Here is a 14863-nt window from a genome sequence, read left to right as displayed (position 1 = left end):
CACAGCTAGTGTCCTGGATCTGGAGCCCTGGCCCGATGAAAAACCTGCGCATAGCGACCTTCAATATCAACGGTATCCGGGCCCGACTGCCCAATCTGCTGGAGTGGCTGGAGCGGGAGAAACCCGACATTGTCTGCTTGCAGGAACTCAAGGCAGCGGACAAGGATTTCCCCACAGCGCAGCTGGAATCGGTTGGTTACGGATCGCTCTGGCACGGCCAGGCGTCCTGGAATGGCGTTGCGATCCTGGCCCGTGATGCGCAACCGCTGGAGAGCCGCCGTGGCTTGCCCGGTGGCGACGATGACCGCCACAGTCGTTACCTGGAGGCAGCGGTGCATGGCGTGCTGGTGGGTTGTCTTTATCTGCCTAACGGCAACCCGCAACCTGGGCCCAAATTCGATTACAAACTGGCCTGGTTCGAACGGCTGATCGCTTATGCCCAGGGGCTGCAGGCCAGCGATCATCCGGTGGTGCTGGCGGGTGACTACAACGTGGTGCCCACCGACCTGGACATCTACAATCCGCGCTCCTGGCTCAAGGATGCACTGCTGCAACCCGAAAGCCGCGAGTGCTACCAAAGGTTGCTCGACCAGGGTTGGACCGATTCGTTGCGCCACCTGTACCCGGACGAGCGGGTATACACCTTCTGGGATTATTTCCGTCAGCACTGGCAAAAGAACTCCGGGCTGCGCATCGATCACCTGCTGCTCAACCCGGCGGCCAGTCCTTATCTGAGCGAGGCGGGCGTGGACGCATGGGTCAGGAATCAACCGCATCCCAGCGACCATGCTCCGACCTGGATCCGGCTCGCTTCGCGAAAACGTCGGTGAGGGAGCGAGGTCTCCTGGCCGGTTATTGTCTCGCCAAGGCGAATGCCTTATATCTGCACCCCAGCAGCGTGCTTTTTGTAAGCCCTGCACTGGACAGGAAAGGACATCCTCATGAGCCAAACCCGACTGAACGATTCGGGCCGTTATCTGCAACGCCTGGGCTTCGACACACCGCCAGCCCCGACCCTCGACACCTTGCGCCTGCTTCAACGACGCCACACCGCCGAGTTCCCCTTTGAAACCCTTTCGACGCTGCTGGGCCAACCCGTCCCCATCGACCTCGAATCAGTGGAGCGAAAAGTCTTCGAACAAGGCCGCGGCGGCTACTGCTATGAGCTCAATCAATTGTTCCTGGCGCTGCTGTTGGAACTGGGCTTCGAAGCCCGAGGCATCACCGGACGGGTGGTGATGAATGCCCCCGAGGGTGCCTGGCCCGCCCGCACCCACCGCCTCAGCCTGGTGACGCTTGACGGCGTGCGTTACACCACCGATGTCGGCTTCGGCGGCATGGTGCCTACTGCGCCGCTGCTGCTGGACAGCCGTGACACCCAGGCCACTCCCCACGAACCCTATCGCATCGAGGCTCACCCGGACGGCTATCTGCTGCGTGCCTGCGTGGCCGACGAATGGCGGCCGATGTACCTGTTCGATCTGCAGCGCCAGGAAGACATCGACTACACCGTCGGCAATTGGTACGTCAGCAACCACCCCGAGTCGCCATTCATGGGCCGGTTGATGGTGGCTCGCACTGGCGATGGATTGCGCAAGACCCTGAACGGCAACAGCTATGCCTTGCACCGGATAGGCGAGCAAAGCGAGCGCCGGACAATCACCGACGCCGACGAACTGATCGACCTGCTGGAAAACGAGTTTGGTCTGCGCGTACCGCCACGTGAGCTTTTACGGCCCGCCGTGGTTGGGCTTCTGTAACGAAGTGGGGTAGCAGGGGAGGCGCAAGGATCCGCGGGAGAGGATGGCTGTGCGCAACAAGTTGTATACAACTCTATGGACATTTGTCCTGAGTTTTGAATACAGTGTGCGCATAACAAAAAACAGGGAACTCCCGAACCATGAAAACGCCCCATGTTTCACTCCCACGGCCCGAGGACGAAAACCTTGGCGTCGGCGCGAATATGGCTTACGGCCTGCAACATGTGTTGACCATGTACGGTGGCATCGTCGCTGTGCCACTGATCATCGGTCAGGCCGCCGGTTTGTCACCGGCGGACATCGGCCTGTTGATCGCGGCGTCATTGTTCGCGGGGGGGCTTGCAACATTGTTGCAAACCCTTGGCCTGCCGTTTTTCGGCTGTCAGTTGCCTCTCGTGCAGGGCGTTTCGTTTTCCGGGGTCGCGACCATGGTGGCGATCGTCGGCAGCGGCGGAGAAGGGGGGTTCCAGGCCATCCTCGGAGCGGTGATCGCCGCGTCCTTGATCGGCTTGCTGATTACCCCAGTGTTCTCGCGAATCACCCGGTTCTTTCCGCCGCTGGTCACTGGCATCGTCATCACCACCATTGGCCTGACCTTGATGCCGGTAGCCGCTCGCTGGGCGATGGGCGGCAATAGCCACGCCGCCGATTTCGGCAGCATGGCCAATATCGGTTTGGCCGCCGTCACCCTGGTCCTGGTGCTGCTGCTGAGCAAAATGGGCAGCGCGACGATCTCGCGGCTGTCGATTCTGCTGGCAATGGTCATTGGCACGGTCATCGCCGTATTCCTGGGCATGGCGGACTTTTCATCCGTCAGCCAAGGCCCGATGTTCGGTTTCCCCACACCTTTCCACTTTGGCATGCCGACTTTTCATGTCGCGGCCATTCTGTCGATGTGCATCGTGATCATGGTGACATTGGTGGAAACGTCCGCCGATATCCTCGCGGTGGGCGAGATCATCGACACCAAAGTCGACTCCAGGCGTCTGGGTAACGGCTTGCGGGCCGACATGCTGTCGAGCATGATCGCGCCGATCTTTGGCTCTTTCACCCAGAGCGCCTTTGCCCAGAATGTCGGGCTGGTGGCGGTGACGGGGATCAAGAGCCGTTTCGTGGTGGCAACTGGCGGGGTATTTCTGGTGGTGCTCGGGCTGCTGCCGTTCATGGGCCGAGTGATCGCGGCGGTGCCGACTTCGGTATTGGGCGGTGCCGGTATCGTGCTGTTCGGCACCGTGGCTGCCAGCGGCATCCGCACGCTGTCAAAAGTCGACTACCGCAACAACGTCAACCTGATCATCGTCGCCACCTCTATCGGTTTCGGCATGATTCCCATCGCCGCGCCGAATTTCTACGATCATTTCCCGAGCTGGTTCGCGACGATCTTCCATTCGGGCATCAGCTCTTCGGCGATCATGGCAATCGTGCTGAACCTGGCCTTCAATCACTTCACCCGGGGTAACTCGGATCAACAGTCCGTATTCGCCGCCGGTACCGAGCGGGTGTTGCGTTATCAGGACCTGGCGGCGCTGCGTGAAGGCGACTACTTCAGTGACGGCAAGCTGCACGACTGCGATGGCAACGAGATTCCGGTGGTGTCGGAGGCAGCCCATGCACCGGTAGAGCATGGCCCGGTACGATTGAAAAGCAGCGAGCACGTCTAGCCTCGTGACGACGGCGCTTGCTCGGCTTTATGTCTCTTAATAAAGAAAGGCCTGTGATCGAGGATCACAGGCCTTTCTTTTTGCCTCAGAGACTGATCACCAGCGCCCGTAATGACCGCGCGGTGGGCCGTAGTAATAGCCCCGTGGTGGCCCGTAATACACCGGCGCCGGACGATAGTAGACAGGGCGCTCGATGTAGACCGGCTGTGGCTGGTAGTAGACCGGTGGCGGCTGCTGCACATAAACCGGTTGTGGCTGGACGTACACCGGTTGCTGCACGTAGACCGGACGATCACGGTTGATGATCGCTGAGCCGACGATGGCCGAACCAACGATTGCGCCAAACACGGCGGGCCCCTCCCAACCACCTCGACCATGGGCGGATGCCTGGCCGGTGACCGCGAGTGCCCCCATGAGCAGGGCGATGATGGGGAGTTGACGGTTCATAACGATTCCTCGTTTTGGCCCCGGCGCCTGTGGTCTGCAACAGACCCGAATGAGGGTCGCGGGGATACTTGCTCTGACAGCGATTTTTTCAGAATTTGCCGTGCCGTTGGGTAAATATTGTGTAAGGTCTGTAGCGGTTTCTTTACTGCAAGGAGTCACGCATGCAGATCAACCCCAACAAAGACACTCAACTGTGCATGTCACTATCGGCGCGCCCTGGGAACTTCGGCCTGCGCTTTCACAATCACCTGTATGAGCAACTGGGGCTGAATTTCTACTACAAGGCATTCAGCAGCCAGGACTTGCCCGGTGCTGTAGGCGGCATCCGCGCCTTGGGCATCCGCGGGTGCGGGGTGTCGATGCCGTTCAAGGAAGACTGCATCGCCCTGGTCGACGAACTCGATCCTTCCGCCGCCGCGATCCAGTCCATCAATACCATCGTCAACACCGATGGCCATTTAAAGGCCTACAACACCGACTACATCGCGATCGCCCAATTGCTGCAAACCCATGCGGTGCCCAAGGATTCAACCTTTGCTCTGCGCGGTAGCGGCGGCATGGCCAAGGCCGTGGCCAGCGCCTTGCGCGACGGTGGTTACTCAAACGGTTTGATCGTGGCCCGCAACGAAACCGCCGGGCGAGCCTTGGCCGGCTCCCTGGGTTACGAGTGGCAGGCTGAACTGGGGCAGCGACGGCCGCAGATGCTGATCAACGTCACGCCGATCGGCATGACCGGTGGCCCGGAAGCCGATCAACTGGCGTTCGAGCCCAACACCATCGCAGCGGCCGAGACGGTGTTCGATGTGGTGGCGATCCCGTCGCAAACGTCGCTGATCGTGCGCGCCCAGGCTGAGGGCAAACGGGTCATCACCGGGCTCGAAGTGATTGCGATCCAGGCCCTGGAGCAGTTTGTCCTGTACACAGGCGTGCGGCCCAGCGCGGAACAATTCAAGAAGGCCGTGGCGTTCGCTCGATCCTGATTACTCCAGTCGCGCCAGCCGTTCTTCCAACGCCGCGATCCGCGCTTCGAGTTCTTCGATGCGCTCCAGCGACACGCCGCTGCCGGCACCACGCTCCACGGGATGCTGGCGGGCGGCGAGGATCGCTTCGATATCCGCCGGGTCGCCCATGGCGTGCATGTAACGGTCTTCCCGCTGGCCTGGCTGGCGCGGCACCAACAGCGCCAAGCCACGGGCGATCAGCCGTTCAAGCTGATGCACCACCTGTTCGGTGTCTTCGAAATCGTGCATCCGCCCGCTACGGGTCAGCAGTTCATTGACTGTCTGCGGGCCGCGCAAGAACAGCAACCCCATCAGAATCACTTGGGCCGGCACCAGCTCCAGGGCCTTGTCGACCCGATGCTCCCAGCGGTCGGCGCGGCTGCCCATCACCAGTTTGGTAAAGCCGCGACCTTCCAGCGCACGCAGGCTCTGGCCGACCTGGCCCGGATTGAGGTTCATGACCGGCTCACGGCTGGTCTTCTGGTTGCAGGCCAGCACCAGGGCGTTGAGCGTCAGCGGGTAGGTCTCGGGGTTGGTGGCCTGCTTTTCGACCAGCGCACCGAGAATGCGGATTTCCGTGCTGTTGAGCCGCGGTTCTTCGGCCGGGCTTTGTTCTTCGATACTCATCGCGCGTTCCCTATGCTGTGGAAGCCGCCTAGCCTAATCCTTGCGCAATAAAAGACAAGGTGCGCAACAAGGCGTGGCTATAATCGCACCCGTTTGATTTGTCCTTTCCTGCCACCTGCATGAGATCGCCATGACTATTTCCCTGTACGCCGCTTCCATCCCGGTTTTCAAGCAGATGCTCAACGCCCTGAGTGATGTCCTGAACAAGGCTGAAGCCCACGCCACTGCGAAAAACATCGACCCTAACGCGTTCCTGCAAGCCCGCCTGTACCCTGACATGTTCCCCCTGGTACGCCAGGTGCAGATCGCGGTGGACTTCGCCAAAGGCGTGTCCGCGCGTCTGGCCGAGCTTGAAGTGCCGAAATATGACGACAGCGAAACCACCTTTGCCGAACTGCAAGCCTTGATCACCAAGGTATTGGCGTTCATCGACGGCATCAGCCCCGAGCAGATCGACGGCAAGGAAGGCATCGAAATCGTCACCCGTCCGGGCACGCCGAAGGAAAAACGCTTCACCGGCCAGAACTACCTGCTGACCTATGGTCTGCCGCAGTTCTTCTTCCACGTCACCACCACCTATGCGCTGCTGCGCCACAATGGCGTGGAAGTGGGCAAACGCGACTACATGGGCGCGTTCTAAACCCGCCAGCATGAAAAAGCCCGGGACGGTGTGGGCCGTCCCGGGCTTTTTTGTGGCGGTTGTCTCGTCCTGAATAAGGTTTACACCTTCTGACCTCTCCTCAGGAGGAACCAATGGATTCAGGAAGAAGGCGTAGTCAGCGTGATTACACGCTGGGCTTTAAATTGGCGGTTGTCGATCAGGTTGAAAAGGGCGAACTGAGTTATAAAGAGGCTCAACGGCGTTATGGGATTCAGGGCCGGTCGACTGTGTTGGTATGGTTACGCAAGCATGGGCGGCAGGACTGGAGCCAAGGCGCCTCCATTCGTGCCCAGAGGAACCGACCGATGGCCGAGCCAAATTTGCCGCTGACACCAGAGCAGCGAATCAAGGAGCTGGAAGAAAAGCTGGCCCTTGCCAACCAGAAAGCCCAATTTTTTGAAGCTGTCGTTGACGTGCTGAAAAACGATTACGGTGTTTCTGTCGTAAAAAAGCGATCCGGCAAGTCCTCAGCCAAGGGCAAATCGAAGGCCTGAGTGTCACCAGGGCTTGCCAGTTTCTGGGCATCTCACGGCAGGCGTATTACAAGCGCAATCGAGCTTACGACGCGCAAACTAGCCATGCGCAAAAGGTGCTGGGATTTGTGCTGGAGGCACGCCTTGAAATGCCTCGGTTGGGCACCCGTAAGCTGCATGGGCTAATGCAAGCCGAACCTGAACTAACGCAAACGGTAGGCCGAGATCGATTGTTCGATATTCTGCGAGACCATCGACAACTGGTCCCACGCAAACGCGCTTATCACAAGACTACCGACAGTCATCATCGCTTCCGTCGACATCCGAATCGGCTCAAGCCCGGCCCTGACCAAGTCACTGCCACCGGCCCGGAACAGGTGTGGGTGGCGGATATAACCTATTTACCGACCGAGCAAAGCGTCGCTTACGTAAGTCTGGTCACTGATGCGTTCTCGCGCAAAATAGTCGGCCATCATGTGCATGAAAGCCTGCATACCGAGTCAGTCATCCGGGCGATGACGAAAGCTCTTCGACACCGAAGAACCAATCAGCCACTGGTACATCACTCCGATCGGGGCTCGCAATACTGCTCTGATCTCTACCAAAAGCTGCACGCCAAGCATGGCGTCAGGTGTTCGATGACGGATGGCTACGACTGCTACCAGAATGCCCTAGCGGAACGAGTGAATGGGATTCTGAAAACAGAATTTCTTTTACACCGTCCCAAAGACCTCGCCCAAGCCAAGCGCATGGTTGAGGAATCGATAGAAATCTATAACCGTAAGCGACCTCATTTGGCCCTGAAATACAAAACGCCCGATGCGGTGCATCGGGCGTTTTGAGACTGAAACAGGTGTAAACCTATTTCAGGACTAGACAGGTCTGTTTACACGGTGGCTGTGCCATCGCTATCGCGAGCAGGCTCGCTCCCACATTGGATTTGTATCTGCCACAAACCCTGTGGGAGCGAGCCTGCTCGCGATGACGGTCATACCTCCAGCGCCGCTGTCAGGCCACGCGTTCGCGCTTCTCTTCCTCACCCAAGCAAGCCGCCGCGGTGAACAGCACATCGGTAGAGGAATTGAGCGCAGTCTCCGCCGAATCCTGCAGGACGCCGATAATGAAGCCCACGGCGACCACCTGCATGGCGATGTCGCTGGGAATACCGAACAGGCTGCATGCCAGGGGAATCAGCAACAGCGAACCACCGGCCACGCCGGACGCGCCGCAGGCACAAATGGCCGCGACGACGCTCAGCAACACGGCGGTCGGCACGTCGACCACGATACCCAAGGTATGCACCGCCGCCAGGGTCAGTACGGTGATGGTAATGGCGGCGCCGGCCATGTTGATGGTAGCGCCCAGCGGGATCGATACCGAATAGGTGTCTTCGTGCAGGCCCAGGCGTTTGCTCAGTTCCAGGTTCACCGGGATATTCGCCGCCGAACTGCGGGTGAAGAACGCAGTAATGCCGCTCTCGCGCAGGCAGGTGAAGACCAGTGGGTACGGGTTGCGACGCAGCTTCCAGAACACGATGAGCGGGTTCATCACCAGCGCCACGAACAGCATGCAGCCAATCAGCACGGTCAACAGGTGAAGGTAGCCCAGCAACGCGCTGAAACCTGAGGTTGCCAGGGTCGAGGCCACCAGGCCGAAGATCCCCAGCGGGGCGAAGCAGATGACCACGCGCACGATCACGGTCACGCCGTTGGACAGATCCCCGAGCACGGTACGGGTGGTTTCGCCAGCATGGCGAATGGCAATGCCCATGCCGATGGCCCAGGCCAGAATGCCGATGAAGTTGGCATTCATCAGGGCGCTGACCGGATTGTCCACCACGCTGAGCATCAAACTCTGCAGTACTTCGCCGATGCCGCCGGGGGCGGTGACGGCGACGTCATGGGACACCAGGACAAGGCTGGACGGAAACAGGGTACTGGCAACCACCGCGACCACTGCGGCGGCGAAAGTGCCGAGCAGGTACAGGAAGAGAATGGGCCGGATATGGGTTTCCTGACCGTGCTTGTGGTTGGCGATCGACGCCATGACCAGCACGAACACCAGGATCGGTGCCACGGCCTTGAGCGCTGACACAAAGACCTTACCGATGAAAGCGGTGGACTTGGCAAGGTCCGGTGCCAGCCACGCCAGGATGATGCCGGCGATCAGACCGATGACGATTTGCGTCACCAGGCCGGTGCGTTTGAGGCGGTGTAGAACGGAAGGAGACAAAGCAGTCATAACGGCATCTCTGATTTTTTTTGTGTGCAACGGTCGACCCCTCAGGGCAACAGGCGGGCAGGCCACGTGAGCGGGACCGAAAAGAAAGTACAGCGTTTGCAGGCCGCGGACTTTATCACAGCCCGCGGAAAAACCTGACGGACCTGTGACGATCCGTCGCTTGGGCGTTCACACGCGTTTGTCTGAGGGGCGCATTCTGTTAGGCTTTGGGCCAATCCCCTTTCTACTCTGCCAGCGACCCTTTTGGGCTGACGCTGGTGTCGTTGTTTTGCTGGAGTTCTGCATGTTGTCTGTTTTTCTGTTGTCGGCGGCTGGTTTTACAGTGCTGACCACCGAATTCATTATCGTCGGCCTGTTGCCATCCATCGCCCGCGACCTGCAAGTCACGATTGCCCAGGCCGGGCTGCTGGTCACGCTGTTTGCATTTACCGTGGCGGCATTCGGGCCGTTCCTGACCGCCTGGTTCGCCCGCTTTGAGCGGCGCAAGCTGTTTATCAGCGTGTTGGTGATGTTTGGTCTGGCCAACACACTGGCGGCGCTGGCCCCCAATATCGGCGTAATGGCCGTCGCCCGATTGATCCCAGCCTTGGGGCTACCGGTGTTCTGGGCATTGGCCAGCGAAACGGCAGTGGACATTGTCGGGCCGCAGTTTGCCGGGCGGGCCATCGCCCGGATCGGGTTCGGCATTGTCTGTGCCACGGTGTTCGGTATTCCGGTAGGCACGCTGATTTCTGATGCGTTCGGCTGGCGCAGCGCCTTTGCCATCCTGGCGTTCGTTGCGTTCGCCAAGGCCTTGCTGCTGTTTGTCTACCTGCCCAAAACCAATCTGCATCAGCACCAGGTCAGTTTGCGCTCGCAACTCAAGATATTGCGCAGCCCGTTGATGCAGGGCCATGTGCTGCTGTCGATCCTGGTGTTCAGCGGCATGTTCACCGCGTACACCTACCTGGCCGATATCCTCGAGCGCCTGGCCGGGTTCGACGGCACACTGGTGGGCTGGTGCCTGATGGGCTTCGGGGCCGTGGGGCTGGTGGGTAACTCTCTGGGCGGCCGCGCGGTGGACCGACACCCTTTGATCGCCTCGATGGTGTTTTGTCTGTTCCTGATCGGCGGCATGGTGGCGCTGGTGCCGAGCATTCATTCGACCGTCGGGCTGGCGGCAGCGATGGGCATCTGGGGAGTGACCCAGGCGGCCCTGTTCCTGGTCAGTCATGTACGACTGATGAAGGCCGCGCCTGAGGCTCCAGCCTTTGCCGCATCGCTGAACATCGCCGGGGCCAATCTGGGAATCGGCCTGGGGGCGATGGTCGGTGGGCGCGTCATCGATACCCTGGGCCTGGGCAGCGTTGGTTTTGCCGCGTCCGGGTTCATCCTCATATCGATCCTGCTGGCGTTGTTGCTGATGACCTTCAAGCCCCGTGCCGCCTGCGCGCAGTCCTAAGCGCTGAACAGCTCGCGTCGGGCACCTTCGGCGATGGCGACGATGCCCGGATGGCTGACCTTGCGCTCCACGGAAATGGCATAGAACGACTCGCTGACCGCATCGGTCTGGCCGATCACCTGTACGCCGTACTGACGCTGAACTTCTTCGGCGATCACGCTCGGGCCGATGAAAATTCCGCTGCCTGATTGCCCGAAGGCCTGCATCAGCGCGCTGTCGTCGAATTCGCCGACGATGCGTGGCTGGATCTGTTGCTCGGCGAACCAGCGTTGCAAGCGGCTGCGTACCACGGTTTCGGCACCTGGAATCAGCAGCGGGGCGTCATTCAGGCTGCGGGGGAAATCCTGCCCATAGCGCTCGGCCAGCGCAGCGGTGGCAAAGAAGCTGATCCCGCACTCTCCCAACTTCTGGCTATAACCCTTGATGTCCAGGTGGGTCGGCATCGGGCTGTCGGAAATCACCAGGTCCAGGCGCTGGATCGCCAGGTCCGCCAACAGCCGCTCGAGTTTGTCTTCGCGGCAAGTGATGCGCAGCGGCTCACTCAGCTCCATGGTCGGCGCCAGCAGCCGATAGACGATGGACTTGGGCACCACATCTGCCACCCCGACCCGGAACAGCGTCTGCTGCTCATTGGGTTGGGCCCGGAGCATAAGCTCCAGTTCGCCACCCAACTGGAACATGTGTTCGGCATAGGGCAGCGTCTGGCGGCCAGCCTCGGTCAGTTCCAACTGTCGCCCGACGCGGCGAAACAACTTGATGTTAAAGGTTTGCTCGAGCAGCGAGATCTGCCCGCTGATGGTTTGTGGTGTCAGGTTCAGTTGCTCGCAGGCCCGCACAATGCTGCCGGTCTTGGCCACCACCCAGAAGTAATGCAACTGTCGGTAATTGAGCATAAGGCACACCGATTCGTAAAAATCGAAGTATAACCGCTGAAAATACGAATTTTCCTGAAGTATTCACCTCTCTAGAATGCCGGGCCATCGGTGAGCCACCTTTGGTGCTCTGTTTAACCCTGAGAGGCATTTATCCATGACGTACAAAACCCTGGGTTTGGCGGCCTTGTTGGCAGTGTCTTCAATCGCCCTCGTTGGCTGTGAACAGGCCGAAAAAAGTGCCCAGCAGTTGATGGGGCAAGCCGCGGAAACGGCCAAGCAGGCAATCGATGACACCCATAAGGCTGCGGAACAGGCGATCAGCGAGGCCACTGGCGGGTTGATCAGCCCCAAGAAGAAGCCGGCGGATGAGGCTGAAGAATCCGAAACCTCCACCCAAACCATTTAACCCCGTCATATCGAGTCAGGACTGACCCATGGATTATCTTTTACAACTCGCTGCCAGCCCCACTGCATGGATCGCGCTGGCGACTCTGGTCGTCATGGAAATCGTGCTCGGCATCGATAACCTGATCTTCATTTCGATCCTGACCAATAAACTGCCCGAACAGCACCGCGCCAAGGCGCGGCGTATCGGCATTGGCATGGCGCTGATCCTGCGCCTGGGCTTGTTGAGTACCATTGCTTTCATCGTGCAGTTGACTGAGCCGGTTATCGAAATCCTCGGTCAGGCATTCTCCTGGAAGGACATGATCCTGATCGCCGGCGGCCTGTTCCTGCTGTGGAAAGCCACCACCGAGATCCACCACAGCATGGACCCGGCACCGAATGATCCGAAATCCGCCACCTCCGGCGTGACCCTCGGATTTGCCGCTGCGATCGGTCAGATCCTGATGCTGGACCTGGTATTTTCCATCGACAGCATCATTACCGCCGTGGGCATGACCGAGCATCTGCCGATCATGATCATCGCCGTCGTGATCTCGGTGTTGGTGATGTTGCTGGCGGCCGAGCCGCTGGCCAAGTTCATCAACGACAACCCGACAGTGGTCATGTTGGCGCTGGGCTTCCTGATCATGATCGGCATGACGTTGATCGCCGAAGGCTTTGGTGCTCATGTGCCCAAGGGCTATATCTACGCAGCTATGGCGTTCTCGGCAGCGATCGAGGTGTTGAACATGATGTCGCGTCGTCGTCAGCAAAGGGCGTTGGCTGACAAAGCCTGATTACAGGCACTCAAAAGCCGCCCGGGTCCATGCCCGGGCGGCTTTTTTTTGGATTTTTGAAGGGCGGCGGGACGGTCAGTGTGCGGCGGCGTGGCGCCTGGCCGGTTTTGGTGCTTTTTCCGCCCGCGCTGGTCGTGGCGCAGGATGATGGCGGCGTGCAATGCGCAAAACGCCCCACAGCATGGCTGTGGCGACGCTTAACCAGCCGAATATCAGCATCAGGATTGTTGTGGTCAGGCTCATCTGTGCCTCCTTCTGCCCAAGTTCAGGGCGACGCACTCGTTACAATGGACAGTCTAGTCGCTAAAGTGTTGCAGGGAATCGATCGGTATTGATGACAGACGGACCGCTTCGTTCTATCGCCGCGATGGGACTGCTGTTTAAGGCTATACCCACGTCTGTCTGCACCTTATGATCGACGGCCCTTGCCTGGCCCGATGTCGGGTGCCTTAACAAGAGAGTCCTAATGTTTCCGGTAATTTCCTCTTTTCGATCACTGGTACTGGTGACGGCCTGCCTGGCGGCCCTGGCGGGTTGCGCAGGCAGTGTGTCGCCGCAGATTCAGCGCCTGCCCGAGCGGGTGGAACTCAACAGCGTGCCGTTTTTTCGCGGTGAGATGTACCAGGGTGGCCCCCAGTCGCTGGCCAGCCTCTTGACGCTGCAAGGCACGGTAATCACCCCGGGGCTGCTGGAGAAGCCTCTGCATCTGCCGGAAGGCGAGGCTCATTTGCAGCAGAACCTGCAGACCCTGGCGCGAGAATATGGGCTGGTGGTGTACCCCCTCGACAGCGAACTGCCGGCACTGTTGGAGCAAGTCGCGGCAGGTTATCCCGTGTTGGTGCGCTATACGGAGGGGTCGGCTTTCTGGTCTGGGCCCAGGTACGGCATTCTCGTCGGTTATGACCGCCAAAAGCAGACGGTCTTGCTGCGATCAGGGATGAACCGGCGGCTGCTGATGAGCTTCAGTGGGTTTGAGTCGGCTCTCAAGGATGCTGGAGGCTGGGCGGTATTGGTCCAGCGACCTACGCAGCTCCCGGCCAAGGTAGACTCTCAGCGCTGGCTGAAAGCTGCGGGCGAACTGGCCGGGGCAGGGCAGGAGCAGGCAGCGGCCCGGGCGACTCAAGCCCTGAGCAGCCCACACTGATCTCACCCCCGTTCGTCACTTGTCGGGCACCACCCGCCATGCCAGAGGCTCCTAACCTCAGGGCCGGAATATCCGGCCCATGCTTGCGAGGAGAAAAGCATGGCACAGTCGAAAACACCTACGGGGCCACATTCTTCCGAACATTCTTCTGGCGATGATTTGGGGTTTGATCCCGACTCGCCGGATCTTGGCGATCCTCAAGTCGATCCGATAGGCCCCGCCAAGGCGCCTCTGGACGAAGAGGATGAGCAGGAGGAGCCCGATTCCAGAGCGTATGACCCGTTGGGTGATCTAAAACCTTGAATAAAACAAAGCCCCGATGAATCGGGGCTTTGTTTGCCAGGTTAATTAATTCGACGCCTCGACTACACCGGTTTGGCGGCTCTTGAGGTTCTTGGCCGCCTTGTATTGAAGGGCCGCGGCAGGGACGCTGGCGCTTTTGCCGGTTTCCACCCAGCTACGGATCCGGCTGGCATCGGCGAAGTGGGTGTATTTCCCAAACGCATCCAGCACCACCAGGGCCATCGGTCGATTGCTCATTTTCGTCACCAGTACCAGGCAGTGGCCGGCCTGATTGGTGAAGCCGGTCTTGGTCAGCTGGATGTCCCAGCCAGCCTTATGGACCAAGTGGTCGGTATTGCGAAAGCCCAGGCTATAAACCGGTTTGCGGAAGGTTACGGTCTTTTCCTTGGTGGTACTCAGTTCGCTCAGCAATGGATATTTGCGTGCCGCGATCAGCAGTTTGGTCAGGTCCCGGGCGGTGGATACGTTGTGAATCGACAGGCCTGTGGGCTCGACATAGTGGGTGCTGCTCATGCCCAGCGCCTTTGCCTTGGCGTTCATGGCCGCGATGAACGCTGCGTACCCGCCCGGGTAGTGGTGGGCGAGGCTGGCGGCGGCGCGGTTCTCCGACGACATCAGGGCAATCAGCAACACGTCCCGGCGTGACAGTTCGCTGTTGAGCTTGACCCGGGAAAATACCCCCTTCATCTCCGGTGTATTGGCGATGGTCATGGAGATGTATTCATTCAGATCCTGCTTGGCATCCAGCACGATCAGACCGGTCATCAATTTGGTCACCGAAGCGATGGGCACCACTACGTCGGGATTGCTGGCATAAACGACTTTATTCGTCTGCAAGTCCAGCAGTATCGCGCTGCCCGAGGCGACTTGCAGTTTTGAGGTGTCTCGCGGGGTGGCGATAGTTTCCTGCGCCTCGACATTCTGCGTGATAAAGGTACCTGTGAAAGCGAAGAACAGGCTGAGGATAGAAAGACGGATTTTCACGCGAGTAGACTCGATAGAGTTGAAGGTGCCGTGCAGCAATGGCTTGTTAAAAATGCGCTGC

Annotated in this window: 17 protein-coding genes; 11 read left to right on the top strand and 6 right to left on the bottom strand. The window is 59.5% G+C overall.

Annotated features, from left to right (window positions below; all coding sequences use genetic code 11):
- Nucleotides 1-35 precede the first annotated feature (35 nt).
- The 3 genes from xth (at nucleotide 36) to QOM08_RS18680 (ending at nucleotide 3421) form a co-directional block, all read left to right on the top strand.
- Nucleotides 36-830, top strand: a complete 795-nt coding sequence (xth, locus tag QOM08_RS18690) for an exodeoxyribonuclease III (RefSeq protein WP_047228513.1) — start codon at nucleotides 36-38, stop codon at nucleotides 828-830.
- A gap of 111 nt (nucleotides 831-941) precedes the next feature.
- Nucleotides 942-1760 (top strand): arylamine N-acetyltransferase family protein, encoded by an 819-nt coding sequence (locus QOM08_RS18685; protein WP_047228512.1) that lies wholly within the window; start codon nucleotides 942-944, stop codon nucleotides 1758-1760.
- 140 nt (nucleotides 1761-1900) lie between these two features.
- The gene (locus QOM08_RS18680) at nucleotides 1901-3421 is read left to right on the top strand and encodes a nucleobase:cation symporter-2 family protein (RefSeq protein ID WP_047228511.1); all 1521 of its coding nucleotides are present in this window, start codon (nucleotides 1901-1903) and stop codon (nucleotides 3419-3421) included.
- A gap of 96 nt (nucleotides 3422-3517) precedes the next feature.
- Here QOM08_RS18680 and QOM08_RS18675 read toward each other — a convergent pair whose 3' ends face one another.
- Nucleotides 3518-3868 carry a hypothetical protein gene (locus QOM08_RS18675; RefSeq protein WP_047228510.1) on the bottom strand — a complete coding sequence of 117 codons (351 nt, stop codon included), beginning with the start codon at nucleotides 3866-3868 and terminating at the stop codon, nucleotides 3518-3520.
- Between the two features lie 161 nt (nucleotides 3869-4029).
- Here QOM08_RS18675 and QOM08_RS18670 point away from each other — a divergent pair, with 161 nt between their 5' ends.
- The gene (locus QOM08_RS18670; RefSeq protein ID WP_316911974.1) at nucleotides 4030-4848 is read left to right on the top strand and encodes a shikimate 5-dehydrogenase; all 819 of its coding nucleotides are present in this window, start codon (nucleotides 4030-4032) and stop codon (nucleotides 4846-4848) included.
- Here QOM08_RS18670 and QOM08_RS18665 read toward each other — a convergent pair whose 3' ends face one another.
- Entirely contained in the window at nucleotides 4849-5496 is a 648-nt protein-coding gene (locus QOM08_RS18665) for a YceH family protein (protein ID WP_047228508.1), read from the bottom strand. It abuts the gene before it with no gap.
- A 130-nt stretch (nucleotides 5497-5626) separates the two neighbouring features.
- On the opposite strand from QOM08_RS18665, the gene QOM08_RS18660 reads away from it, so the two are divergent.
- Together QOM08_RS18660 and QOM08_RS18655 are read left to right on the top strand one after the other, a co-directional pair.
- Nucleotides 5627-6136: a DUF1993 family protein gene (locus QOM08_RS18660; protein ID WP_047228507.1), complete on the top strand. Its 510-nt coding sequence runs from the start codon at nucleotides 5627-5629 to the stop codon at nucleotides 6134-6136.
- Between the two features lie 113 nt (nucleotides 6137-6249).
- A protein-coding gene (locus QOM08_RS18655) for an IS3 family transposase (protein ID WP_316911973.1) occupies nucleotides 6250-7472 on the top strand; the annotation gives its coding sequence in 2 pieces (ribosomal slippage) (nucleotides 6250-6601 and nucleotides 6601-7472; 1224 coding nt in all).
- Nucleotides 7473-7638: 166 nt separating this feature from the next.
- Here the strand turns inward: QOM08_RS18655 and sstT are convergent.
- Entirely contained in the window at nucleotides 7639-8871 is a 1233-nt protein-coding gene (gene sstT, locus QOM08_RS18650) for a serine/threonine transporter SstT (protein ID WP_047228506.1), read from the bottom strand.
- Between the two features lie 283 nt (nucleotides 8872-9154).
- Between sstT and QOM08_RS18645 the strand changes: the two genes are divergently transcribed.
- Nucleotides 9155-10312: an MFS transporter gene (locus QOM08_RS18645; RefSeq protein WP_047228505.1), complete on the top strand. Its 1158-nt coding sequence runs from the start codon at nucleotides 9155-9157 to the stop codon at nucleotides 10310-10312.
- On the opposite strand, the gene nhaR is transcribed toward QOM08_RS18645, so the two are convergent.
- Nucleotides 10309-11205: a transcriptional activator NhaR gene (gene nhaR / locus QOM08_RS18640; protein ID WP_076383964.1), complete on the bottom strand. Its 897-nt coding sequence runs from the start codon at nucleotides 11203-11205 to the stop codon at nucleotides 10309-10311. The two genes, QOM08_RS18645 and nhaR, sit on opposite strands and share 4 nt — an antisense overlap.
- 136 nt (nucleotides 11206-11341) lie before the next feature.
- Here nhaR and QOM08_RS18635 point away from each other — a divergent pair, with 136 nt between their 5' ends.
- Nucleotides 11342-11593 carry a hypothetical protein gene (locus QOM08_RS18635; RefSeq protein ID WP_107322275.1) on the top strand — a complete coding sequence of 84 codons (252 nt, stop codon included), beginning with the start codon at nucleotides 11342-11344 and terminating at the stop codon, nucleotides 11591-11593.
- Between the two features lie 28 nt (nucleotides 11594-11621).
- Nucleotides 11622-12371: a TerC family protein gene (locus QOM08_RS18630; protein ID WP_047228502.1), complete on the top strand. Its 750-nt coding sequence runs from the start codon at nucleotides 11622-11624 to the stop codon at nucleotides 12369-12371.
- 75 nt (nucleotides 12372-12446) lie between these two features.
- Here QOM08_RS18630 and QOM08_RS18625 read toward each other — a convergent pair whose 3' ends face one another.
- Nucleotides 12447-12614 (bottom strand): hypothetical protein, encoded by a 168-nt coding sequence (locus QOM08_RS18625; RefSeq protein ID WP_171061342.1) that lies wholly within the window; start codon nucleotides 12612-12614, stop codon nucleotides 12447-12449.
- 223 nt (nucleotides 12615-12837) lie between these two features.
- Here QOM08_RS18625 and QOM08_RS18620 point away from each other — a divergent pair, with 223 nt between their 5' ends.
- Both QOM08_RS18620 and QOM08_RS18615 read left to right on the top strand, forming a co-directional pair.
- Nucleotides 12838-13515 carry a peptidase C39 family protein gene (locus tag QOM08_RS18620; protein ID WP_316911972.1) on the top strand — a complete coding sequence of 226 codons (678 nt, stop codon included), beginning with the start codon at nucleotides 12838-12840 and terminating at the stop codon, nucleotides 13513-13515.
- A gap of 99 nt (nucleotides 13516-13614) precedes the next feature.
- Complete coding sequence (locus QOM08_RS18615; RefSeq protein WP_316911971.1) at nucleotides 13615-13818, top strand: DUF6021 family protein; 204 nt, start codon at nucleotides 13615-13617, stop codon at nucleotides 13816-13818.
- Between the two features lie 45 nt (nucleotides 13819-13863).
- Here QOM08_RS18615 and pbpG read toward each other — a convergent pair whose 3' ends face one another.
- Nucleotides 13864-14802: a D-alanyl-D-alanine endopeptidase gene (pbpG, locus tag QOM08_RS18610; protein ID WP_076386598.1), complete on the bottom strand. Its 939-nt coding sequence runs from the start codon at nucleotides 14800-14802 to the stop codon at nucleotides 13864-13866.
- Between the last annotated feature and the right edge of the window lie 61 nt (nucleotides 14803-14863).

The sequence above is a fragment of the Pseudomonas sp. P105 genome, assembly GCF_032614175.1.
Taxonomy (GTDB): Bacteria; Pseudomonadota; Gammaproteobacteria; order Pseudomonadales; family Pseudomonadaceae; genus Aquipseudomonas; species Aquipseudomonas rhizophila.
This window is presented reverse-complemented; position numbering and strand designations above follow the sequence as displayed.

Bases quoted from the DNA above. Each gene is read 5' to 3' on its own strand.
- xth (WP_047228513.1), top strand. From the start codon at position 36: ATGAAAAACCTGCGCATAGCGACCTTCAATATCAACGGTATCCGGGCC.
- QOM08_RS18685 (WP_047228512.1), top strand. From the start codon at position 942: ATGAGCCAAACCCGACTGAACGATTCGGGCCGTTATCTGCAACGCCTG.
- QOM08_RS18680 (WP_047228511.1), top strand. From the start codon at position 1,901: ATGAAAACGCCCCATGTTTCACTCCCACGGCCCGAGGACGAAAACCTT.
- QOM08_RS18675 (WP_047228510.1), bottom strand. From the start codon at position 3,868: ATGAACCGTCAACTCCCCATCATCGCCCTGCTCATGGGGGCACTCGCG.
- QOM08_RS18670 (WP_316911974.1), top strand. From the start codon at position 4,030: ATGCAGATCAACCCCAACAAAGACACTCAACTGTGCATGTCACTATCG.
- QOM08_RS18665 (WP_047228508.1), bottom strand. From the start codon at position 5,496: ATGAGTATCGAAGAACAAAGCCCGGCCGAAGAACCGCGGCTCAACAGC.
- QOM08_RS18660 (WP_047228507.1), top strand. From the start codon at position 5,627: ATGACTATTTCCCTGTACGCCGCTTCCATCCCGGTTTTCAAGCAGATG.
- sstT (WP_047228506.1), bottom strand. From the start codon at position 8,871: ATGACTGCTTTGTCTCCTTCCGTTCTACACCGCCTCAAACGCACCGGC.
- QOM08_RS18645 (WP_047228505.1), top strand. From the start codon at position 9,155: ATGTTGTCTGTTTTTCTGTTGTCGGCGGCTGGTTTTACAGTGCTGACC.
- nhaR (WP_076383964.1), bottom strand. From the start codon at position 11,205: ATGCTCAATTACCGACAGTTGCATTACTTCTGGGTGGTGGCCAAGACC.
- QOM08_RS18635 (WP_107322275.1), top strand. From the start codon at position 11,342: ATGACGTACAAAACCCTGGGTTTGGCGGCCTTGTTGGCAGTGTCTTCA.
- QOM08_RS18630 (WP_047228502.1), top strand. From the start codon at position 11,622: ATGGATTATCTTTTACAACTCGCTGCCAGCCCCACTGCATGGATCGCG.
- QOM08_RS18625 (WP_171061342.1), bottom strand. From the start codon at position 12,614: ATGAGCCTGACCACAACAATCCTGATGCTGATATTCGGCTGGTTAAGC.
- QOM08_RS18620 (WP_316911972.1), top strand. From the start codon at position 12,838: ATGTTTCCGGTAATTTCCTCTTTTCGATCACTGGTACTGGTGACGGCC.
- QOM08_RS18615 (WP_316911971.1), top strand. From the start codon at position 13,615: ATGGCACAGTCGAAAACACCTACGGGGCCACATTCTTCCGAACATTCT.